Here is a 6,610-nt window from a genome sequence, read left to right as displayed (position 1 = left end):
GCACCCCAGGAGTACTCGGTCGCGGTGCTCCCAGCGCTTCGCTCCTGATCCCGGGCTAAGGATTTGCAGCCCATAGCCGGGTAACCTGTGCCGACCGCTGTCGGTACCGCTTGCGTCCCCGGCGACATTAAGGCGAGTTTCGTCGCTCACCGATTGCAAACACCTGTATGATGATTCAGCGCAGATGGTATAATCAGGCGGGAGAGACTTCTTCAAGCGGCGTATCGTCCATTTTCGGAAGAGAGGGCTCGGTCACATCGGGAAGCTCCTGCATATGCTCACGGTAGGTGGCTAACAGCGACGGTCGAAACAGCTTCTCCTCTACCGCGGCCCAGTTGCTGTGGTATAGCTTGCGCCACTGTCGCTCCAGGCGCTCCCAGTTTACGCCGCTATCGCCCCGCCCAAATACACGCGTGAATACCCCCGTTTTTCCTGCCCCGGGCGAGGAATCGCGTGGACTAATGTGCCGCAGCAGCGCTTGTCCCCCAGTTTCAATGCTGGCTCGGTAGCCACGCAAGACGGCTTCATGATGCACCACAACATATCGCAACGCGGTACACAGATCTCGGAAGGGGTTGGGATCAGAAGAGGAGACGCCACGCGTGCGCAATGCAGCTTCGATATCGGCCACCGTGGGATGGTCAAAAAAGGGATTTCCGCTCGCAGCAGGCGGCTCCTCCAGGTGTCCCCACACCTCAATAGGAAGTTCCAGCAGATCGCGCAGGGCAAGGGGCAGGGTACCCCAGGCATCATCGGAGTCCTCATCGGAGACCTGTGTATCAGGTGCGTCCTCTGTTTCCGGCTGTGCCATTTCTGTTCCGTGCTGTGCTATCTCTGCAAGTACGTGGCGCTCGCGTTCGTCCAGCGTATCGATGTACTGGCCGACACGGTCGGCCTCGCCCTCGTCGCTGCGCTCTCCGTTATGACTCCAGGTTGCTGCGATGCGTGACAGGCACTGCGCAAACACATCGAGAAGCGCTGTGGGGTCATCGGGCAGTTCCGCGGCATCGCGATCCGGGGCTTCCTCAGATGCGGAAGGGGTTTCCGTAGCCGGCACAAGCGGCATGTACGAAACGGCGCTGTCGCCAATGTGCACCGTAGCGCCAGGAGTTAGCAGCACAGAGGCCTCGGGCTCCACCCGATCCGCATCCACAAACGTGGCATTTTTACTTTCCCGGTCGCGCACCACATGGTGACCCGTAGGAGATAGTTCGATAACCGCATGGGCTTTGCTGACTTTGGGGTCAGCCACGACGACATCGTTGGTGGGAGATCGCCCTACCGTTACCTTATCTTGCTCAAAGAGCATGCGCGTCGGCGGCTCGTCTCGAACGGTAAGGGTAAGTCGAAAGGCCATAGGCCATTGGGTTCAGAGGCAAAAGAGCACCGAGGGCAACAGAGCTATACTGCTGGCAGCGCGGTCTGCACTGCTTCCATAAGATACAGAAGCGGTACCAAGAAGTAAACCACGTGGCCGCATATTAGCTATCGGGCCATTGCAGTGCGCCTGGCGGCGGCAGAGCGCTCCCGTTCTGCATCTACCCCCGGCAGGTCAGCAACACGATTAAGCATGGGCCCCCAAACTGCGTACGTCCTCCATGTTGAGCGCAGGCACGAGAGGCGAAGCGCATGGCAAGGAGCGCCTGCGCAAGGATTGGAATGCCTTGCTCAACTCTGCCTACGCCGCTGGCGGATGGGTCGGCGCGGTAATATCGCGCGTCTCCACAGCGTGCTCTACGTTCTGATGGAAGCGCAGCGTTAGCCAGATAGAGGCGGCCACCAGGCCCAGCACCAGCCCCCACCACAGCCCGTGTGCCCCCGCATCCCCCTGAACGCCAAACACATAGCCGCTGGTAAGACCAATGCCCCAATACGTCAGAAACGCAATGACCATGGGGATGCGCGTGTCTTTGAGTCCGTGTAGCGCGCTGCCAGCAGCCACCTGCACGCCGTCGAACACCTGAAAAACGGCGGCGATGAGCAGCAGCGAGGCGGCCAGCGGGGCTACGGTCTGGTTTTCGGGCAGCGTAGGGTCGATAAAAAACGCAACGATCGCATCTGGAAAGAGCCAGAAGAGCGTAGCTGACACAATCATAGTAGCGGTGGCGCAGCCCATCGCGGTAAAGCCCGCCCGGCGCGCCCCCGCCGCATCGTTGCGTCCGGCCGCCTGCCCCACGCGCACCGATCCCGCAATGCCAATGCCCAGCGGCACCATGAACGCCAGCGAGGCGCACTGCAACGCAATCTGGTGCGCCGCCAGCACCTCTGATCCCAGCACGCCCGCCATGAGCGCGGTCATGGTAAAGAGCCCCGCCTCTACCCCACGCGCAATGCCGATGGGTCCGCCAATGTACAGCAGTTCCTTAAAGTAGGCCGGATCGGGGGTGCGCAGCGCAGCAAAGATTGCGTACTCCGAAAACGGCGGCACGCGGTACACAAAGAGGGCCAGCAGTCCGAAGATCGACCAGAACACCGCTACGCTGGCCCATCCGGTGCCCACAATACCCAGCGCAGGCAACGGGCCCCAGCCGTACATGAGCAGTCCGTTCGCCACAATGTTCACCGCTACGCCGCAGAATGCAATGACGGTGACCGGAAATGGGTGCCCAAGCGCCTCCACAAACCCGCGCATCCCCATAAACCAGAGCGCGGGCACAATGCCCCACAGCATCACATGCAGATACGTCATGGCCGCGCGCACAGTAGCGGATTCTTGCCCAGCCCACAGCAGCGCGGGCTCTACGGTCCACAGCACCACCATCGCCACAGCCCCCAGCACGGTACCCAGCCAGAGCGCCTGCCGCACGCTGCGCACAATGGGCATACGCTCTCCGGCACCGTATGCCTGCGCCACCATTGGGTTGACCGCTTGCAGCACCCCCGACGTCACAATAAAGAGAAAGAAAAACACCGAGTTGCCGAGCGCCACGGCGGCGAGTTCGTCGGCTCCCAGGCGGCCTACCATTACCGTATCCACAAAGCCCAGCGAGGCCAGCGCCATCTGTGCCGCCACCACCGGGCCCGCCAGCCTGAGCGTGGGGCGCACGTCTTGAAAAGTCGTCCAACCGGGCATGGGCAGCGGGCAGTAGCGTTAGATTACAGAATGCGACAGATGCTTTTTGGTACGACACCTCGTTCGGCAAGATGCACACGGGCCGCCCGATAGCGTGGCTGCATTGCCCCAAATCCGCCAAAATACCGCCAAATTATGCAACCTGCCCCCGCCTTCGCCCCGTACGTGCTGCCCACCGATTGCCTTTTAGCCCTGCATCCCGCATGTTGCAGTGCTATACTTGTTGTTCTTGTCCCACTGTTGCTGACCCACTCGCCCGCCATGGCCGACGACACGTATCTCCTCGATTTTGAGAAGCCGCTGTACGAGCTGGAACAGAAGCTCGACGAGATGCGGACCCTCAATCAGGACCACGCCAAAGATCTTTCTGCCGAAATTAAGGCTCTCGAAGAGCGCGTCGAGCAGTTGCGCGTCTCGATCTACCGCAACCTTACGCGCTGGCAACGGGTGCAGATTGCCCGCCATCCGCAGCGCCCGTACACGCTCGACCATATCGAAGCGCTGACCGAAAACTTCGTGGAGCTGCACGGCGACCGCCGCTTTGGCGATGACCGCGCCATTGTGGGCGGGTTTGCGCAGTTTCAGGGCGCGCAGTACGGCCACCACGACCGCACCGTCATGATTATGGGCCACCAGAAGGGGCGCGACACCAAAGAGCGCAAGTTTCGTCGCTTCGGCATGCCCAACCCCGAGGGCTACCGCAAGGCCGAACGCCTCATGAAGATGGCCGCTAAGTTCAACAAGCCCGTCGTTACGCTGCTCGACACCCCCGGCGCCTACCCCGGCATGGAGGCCGAGGAGCGCGGCCAGGCCGAGGCCATTGCCCGCAACCTCTTCGAAATGGCCCGCCTGCCCGTGCCCATCATCGTCATCGTCATTGGCGAAGGTGCCTCCGGCGGCGCGCTCGGACTCGGCGTGGGCGACCGCGTGCTCATGCTCGAAAACGCCTGGTACTCGGTCATCGCCCCCGAAAGCTGCTCGCAGATTCTGTGGCGCTCGTGGGATTATAAGGAAGACGCTGCCCGCGCCCTCAAGCTCACCGCCACCGACCTCATCGACGTAAACGTGATCGACGAAATCGTCCCCGAACCCATCGGCGGGGCCCATCGCGACCCAACGGCCACCTTCAACGCTGTCGGCAACGCCATCGGGGCCGCCCTCAACACGCTCAGCGATCGCCCCACCGACACCCTGCTCGACGAACGCCTGGAGCGCTTCGACCGCATCGGCGCCTACGACCAGCGCACCACTGCCGAATCACCCGTAGACTCATAACGGGCCCCTCGTATCCACCGCATCGCACGCTGCACATACCGTTTCCATGGACAACCCGGCCTACACGTATTCCTACGAGCACCGCGTGCGCTACCGCGAGTGCGACCCCATGAGCGTGGTCTACCACACGCACTACCTCGATTACTTCGAGATGGCCCGCACCGAGGCCATGCGCGACCTCGGACTGGCCTACCGCACCCTCGAAGATGACGGCATCATCATGCCTGTCATCAAGGTGTCGGTGCAGTATCACGCCCCGGCCTACTACGACAACCTGCTCGCCATCAACGCCCGCTTCGGCCAGATGCCCACCGTCCGCATCCCCATCGACTACGTGGTGCGGCGCCCTGCCGATGACACACGCATCGCCACGGGGCACACCACGCTTTGTTTTATGGATGCAAAGGAGCGGCGCCCCATCCGGCTGCCCCAGCGGGTCCGCGAGGCGTTTGCCCCGGTGCTGGGTTCGTAACCAGCGGTGCGGCTCTTCGCCCATCCCTCCAACCTACGCGATGTCCGCCATGTCCACGCTGCCGCCCTACCTCTCCGAGGCCGACCTCGACGCGCTCCTCGCTCGCGCCTGGACCGAAGACGTGGGCGCTGGCGACATCACCACTGCCGCCACCGTCCCCGCCAATGCCAACGCGCAAGCCACCATCACCGCCAAAGCGCCCGGCGTAGTGGCCGGACTCTACGTGGCAGCGCACGTCTTTCGGCATGCCAACGCCCCCATCTCCATCCGCTGGCACATCTCCGACGGCACCCGCGTAGAGCCCGGCACGACGGTCGGCACCCTGCGCGGCAACGCCGCCGCACTCCTTACCGCCGAGCGCCTGGCCCTCAACCTGATGCAGCGCATGAGCGGCATTGCCACCGCCACCCGCCGCATGGTCGACGCCGCACGTCCGCACGCCCCCGACATCCTCGACACCCGCAAAACTGCCCCTGGACTCCGCGCCCTCGACAAGTGGGCCGTGCGTCTGGGCGGGGGCACCAACCACCGCATTGGACTCTACGACCTCTTCCTCATCAAAGACAACCACATCGCCGCTGCCGGCGGCGTCGCCGAGGCGCTCGATGCCGCGCACCGCTACCGCAACACGCACAGCACCGACCTCGGGATCGAACTGGAGGTGCGCACCCTCGACGAACTCGACGCGGCCCTGGCCCACGGCGGTGCCGACATCCTGCTGCTCGACAACATGACCCACGTCACCGACGACGGCACCGTCGACGTCTCGATGCTCCAGACCGCCGTGAACCGCGTAGATGGCACCTGTCGCACCGAAGCCTCCGGCAACGTCACCCTCCGCACCGTGGCCCCCATTGCCGCCACCGGCGTGGACGCCATCTCCTCGGGCGCGCTTACGCACTCGGTTACCGCGCTGGACTTGTCGATGGGGCTTCAGCTGTTGTGACGAAAGCATGCCTGTCGTAGAAGCCACCCACCGTGTTGCCGGAGACCTCCGCGCCCAAGAGCACCTTCAGCCTCCAGCAATCGATGAACCCTCCAGCACGTCGTTCTCCTCAGGCTTTCTCCATCATCATGCTGAACGAAGTGAAGCTCTCAGAGCGGATTGTGCTATGGGGTGCTCCGGCGGGGGGCGCGATTCCAAGTGTGTAAGGTCAGCGTTGAGATCCTTCCGCCTGGGGGCGTCAGGATGACGGTATGTGAGGGGGGGGGTGTGCCCTGACTCACAATTTGGGTTGTCTTAAAGACGAGCGCCCCTCCCACAACGCAGCCCTACCCTGTTGCGCGCCATGCCTCCCGTTTGGTATGTTGGAGATCTACCTGCCCGCCGAGTTTCTCTTCCGCATTCCCCACACTCGCTATGCTCATTCAAGACATCATGCACCACCCGGTGGTCACGATTCAAGCCACCGCGCCGGTTCACGAGGCGTTTGCGCAGATGCACGAGCACACCATCCGGCATCTGCCCGTAATGGATGCCAAAGATACGCTCGTGGGCATCATCACCGATCGTGACATCCGCTATGCCACGAGCGCGCTCACCGACAAGCCTGTGGCACGCAACGACGCCGTACACACCGTCATGTCCAAGCCGCCCATCACGGCAGGGCCGCGCGATCCGGTGGAAGATGCGGCCCGTACGCTGCGCCAGGAGCGCATTGGGGCGCTTCCAGTGGTCGAGGGGGATGCGCTGGTGGGCATCATCACCGGCACCGATCTGCTGGATGCGGTACTGCGCCTGACGGGGCTGGAGAAGCCGGGTAGCCGCCTGGCGGTGGCCTTGCCCGATG

At 63.1% G+C, this 6,610-nt stretch carries 6 protein-coding genes; 4 read left to right on the top strand and 2 right to left on the bottom strand.

The genetic code is table 11. The annotated features are described in order from the left end of the window. Nucleotides 1-193 precede the first annotated feature (193 nt). Nucleotides 194-1,357, bottom strand: a complete 1,164-nt coding sequence (locus tag R6U20_RS00110) for an FHA domain-containing protein (RefSeq protein ID WP_410335831.1) — start codon at nt 1,355-1,357, stop codon at nt 194-196. A gap of 321 nt (nt 1,358-1,678) precedes the next feature. Next, a complete protein-coding gene (locus R6U20_RS00105; RefSeq protein WP_410335830.1) occupies nt 1,679-3,073 on the bottom strand; it encodes an MATE family efflux transporter in 1,395 nt (464 codons plus the stop codon). Nucleotides 3,074-3,334: 261 nt separating this feature from the next. On the opposite strand from R6U20_RS00105, the gene R6U20_RS00100 reads away from it, so the two are divergent. From R6U20_RS00100 to R6U20_RS00085, 4 genes are all read left to right on the top strand, one after another. Further along, nucleotides 3,335-4,348, top strand: a complete 1,014-nt coding sequence (locus tag R6U20_RS00100) for an acetyl-CoA carboxylase carboxyltransferase subunit alpha (RefSeq protein WP_410335828.1) — start codon at nt 3,335-3,337, stop codon at nt 4,346-4,348. A 46-nt stretch (nt 4,349-4,394) separates the two neighbouring features. Then, nucleotides 4,395-4,820, top strand: a complete 426-nt coding sequence (locus R6U20_RS00095) for an acyl-CoA thioesterase (RefSeq protein ID WP_410335827.1) — start codon at nt 4,395-4,397, stop codon at nt 4,818-4,820. 49 nt (nt 4,821-4,869) lie between these two features. Beyond that, nucleotides 4,870-5,766 carry a carboxylating nicotinate-nucleotide diphosphorylase gene (nadC, locus tag R6U20_RS00090; protein WP_410335826.1) on the top strand — a complete coding sequence of 299 codons (897 nt, stop codon included), beginning with the start codon at nt 4,870-4,872 and terminating at the stop codon, nt 5,764-5,766. Nucleotides 5,767-6,180: 414 nt separating this feature from the next. Beyond that, nucleotides 6,181-6,610 (top strand): CBS domain-containing protein (locus tag R6U20_RS00085; protein ID WP_410335825.1); only part of this gene is annotated, 430 nt, incomplete at its 3' end.

Source organism: Longimonas sp. (assembly GCF_046498435.1).
Classification (GTDB): domain Bacteria; phylum Bacteroidota; class Rhodothermia; order Rhodothermales; family Salinibacteraceae; genus Longimonas.
The sequence above is the reverse complement of the archived record's forward strand: the minus strand, read 5'-3'. Positions and strand labels throughout refer to the sequence as shown.